A 2595-nucleotide genomic window follows, 5' to 3' on the forward strand; every position below is an offset into this window, starting at 1 on the left:
CTGGCGAGAAATTGGCAGAATAGAAGTAGGGATAGGGACATTACAAGCCACCACACAACGTTGAGCTTCTGCGGTAGAACCCTCAGTCAGAGAACTACAAGAGTGGGTCAGAGAACAACCCCAAGTCCACGTAGAGGAATCACCGTGGTTAGTTAAGGGCATCAAAGAATGGTTGTGGAATATTAGTGGTGTGGGCTTTTCCCTCTTCCAGGCGGGGGACACCCGCTCGCGACAAGAATTAGAGCATCTGCTGGGAAAAAGTTTTGCTGGGGTATTAATCTCCGATGATTTCAGTGTCTACAATGGCTATGGGGCGGCCGCCCAGCAGAAATGTCTGGCCCATTTACTGCGGCATTTTAAGCAGGTAGAAAAACTGAAAACTCCTCATCACTCACGGAAGCCTTTAGGCAACATCTGCAATATCGAGAAACCGGCGCTCGGTCTATCTATAACCACTGGGTCAGGGATTTTCGACTGCGGTTAGAGCAAGCTTTAGCAGTGTGGCGACCCCAGGCGGGTTATGCTGCGGGTTTATTGCTGAAATCCTTGCTGGACAAGTCCCATCAGTGCTGGTATTTTCTTGACGTACCAGAAGTTCCTCCCGACAATAACCGAGCGGAGCGTTCCCTACGCCTAGGAGTAACCAAGCGCAAGATAGCTGGTGGTTCTCGCTCCTTCAGTGGCTTTGTCGATACTGCTCGTTTGTTGACCGTGATTCAGTCTTGTCGCGCTCAAGGCCGTTCGGTTTTAACTTTCTTCCGTCAGGCTTTGGCCTCTGTCCATCACCCCTTGAATACGGTTGTCTCTCTTATCCCCACTGCTGATTTTTCTCTCTTTGTCAACCCCTAGACCTGAATATTTACATTTTGTTAGCCCTTGTTTTTCCTTTATTTTGTACAGAATGTCTCAAAAAAACAAAATTGCTTTAGTTTTTATCTCAACGGGTTTAATTAGTGCTATTACATTAAGTTTAGTTCTCCCAGAGGAAAAGTTAATTCTGGCTTTGTCTTCTCCTAGCGCTTTAATTGGTGCGGGTTTAGCGCAATGGTCATCAAACAAAGAGGAAGAATAACCAATGGCTTCTACTAAAATTAATTGGAATGATCCTCAGTCTAAGATCAGCAGATATTTTAGCGTGAGCGAAGTAACCAAAAACGACCCGCGCCGGATTCCCCCTACTGGTAGCGATATAGAGCGCGAGATTTTAGGCGTTGTCAGATGAAGAGATGAGAAGGCAAAATAGATAGAAACTCAATGAAGGAAAAAAAACGATGAAATGTCCAGAATGTCAAAGTGACCACATCAATAAAAATGGTCATCGTGGTCAAAAACAAAACTATATAGGGTTGGCTGAATAAATCTAAAAACCTTGTTGGATAAGACTTTTAGACTTTTTTGACCTCAAAAAGTGCCAGCCGAGAGTGATCAGGGCGAAAATTCAGGGACTTTTTCCCTGAAAATTAGGTAATTGACCGTCTGAAAATGGGTAAAACCCTACACCCCACACCCCACCCCCCCGATGTCGGGGGGGTTGGGGGGGCCACACCCTGCCCCCACGAAAAACTTTTTCAGCAGACCCTATATATGTGTAAACTGTGGTCGTCAGTTCATCCACAGCTAGGAAACAAAGGGCTATAGGGATGATGTTAAGGGTAGCTGTCTGAAAATGTAGGTAAATGGCATGGGATTTCGAGGCATTGAGAGAGTGACAGGATTCTCACGAACAACCATTATGGATTGGGTCAAACAAGTGGGAAAACTGCTGCCTGATTCCTATAATTCAGAAACGATTCCAGAAGTGGGAGAACTAGATGAATTAGAAACTTTTGTTGGTAAAAAAAAGAACAAAATCTGGCTCTGGACGGCTGTTGACCACTTTCGATCTGGAATTCTTGGATGGGTAATTGGTGGTCTCGCAAGGCGAGTGCCTTCGGCAACATAGTGCGGACACATTTCAACGTTTATGGCAAGCTATCTCATTTTGGCAATGTTATTTTTGGGTAAGTGATGGAAATCCAGTGTATCCAATATTTATCCCTAAGGTCGCTCAGATTGTTAGCAAAACTTATAGGACAAGGGTAGAGGGAGAAAATACAAGATTACGTCATTACTTAGCGCGTCTTCATCGTCAGACTCTCTGCTATTCAAAATGTGTCAAAATGTTAGAAAATTCCCTACTGGGACTTAGACAAAAAACAAATCGAGAAAAGCCTCAACTCCAATCCCCGCTTGGGATTTACTTCGAGAAGCCCAAAATCGCTGAAACCCAGATATATCAAGGAAAATCATAAATCGAGGTTAACCCTTTGTCCCGTAATGGTTTGAGCCTTTTTTGCTGACCGAAAACGCCTAAGTCCCACTACCGCTTCTAATTCATTACCTTAAGTTTAAGGATGTTCCAGTTCCCTACACTTTTGCTTGATTCATCTTTACATCTGACAACGCCGAAAAAAACCCTTTGGCCAAAACAGTCCGTACTTGTCGGCAACTGCTGAAAGTGGAGCCAGCCCTGTGGTTGTTTGTCACAGGGTCAGGGTTAGAGCCGACCAACAATGCGGCTGAAAGAGCAATTCGTCCGGCGGTGCTGTGGCGGCG

The 2595-nt window shown here is 45.0% G+C and carries 4 protein-coding genes and 3 pseudogenes; all 7 read left to right on the top strand.

Annotated elements, in window-relative coordinates:
• Positions 1–82: 82 nt before the first annotated feature.
• Positions 83–484 (top strand): annotated as a pseudogene (locus O9334_RS02540) (IS66 family transposase); the annotation flags it as partial.
• Positions 445–849, top strand: coding sequence for an IS66 family transposase (locus O9334_RS02545; protein WP_502846533.1), 405 nt, complete (start codon positions 445–447; stop codon positions 847–849). The pseudogene O9334_RS02540 and the gene O9334_RS02545, both read left to right, overlap by 40 nt.
• Before the next feature lie 52 nt (positions 850–901).
• Entirely contained in the window at positions 902–1072 is a 171-nt protein-coding gene (locus O9334_RS02550; protein ID WP_190381878.1) for a hypothetical protein, read from the top strand.
• Positions 1073–1075: 3 nt separating this feature from the next.
• Complete coding sequence (locus O9334_RS02555; RefSeq protein ID WP_190381879.1) at positions 1076–1222, top strand: hypothetical protein; 147 nt, start codon at positions 1076–1078, stop codon at positions 1220–1222.
• A 49-nt stretch (positions 1223–1271) separates the two neighbouring features.
• Entirely contained in the window at positions 1272–1358 is an 87-nt protein-coding gene (locus tag O9334_RS23025) for a transposase-like zinc-binding domain-containing protein (RefSeq protein ID WP_422392696.1), read from the top strand.
• A gap of 221 nt (positions 1359–1579) precedes the next feature.
• Positions 1580–2291 (top strand): annotated as a pseudogene (locus O9334_RS02560) (IS1 family transposase); the annotation flags it as partial.
• Between the two features lie 155 nt (positions 2292–2446).
• A pseudogene (locus O9334_RS02565) lies at positions 2447–2595 on the top strand (IS66 family transposase); the annotation flags it as partial.

The organism is Microcystis sp. LE19-8.1F (assembly GCF_027531715.1).
Classification (GTDB): Bacteria; Cyanobacteriota; Cyanobacteriia; order Cyanobacteriales; family Microcystaceae; genus Microcystis; species Microcystis wesenbergii_A.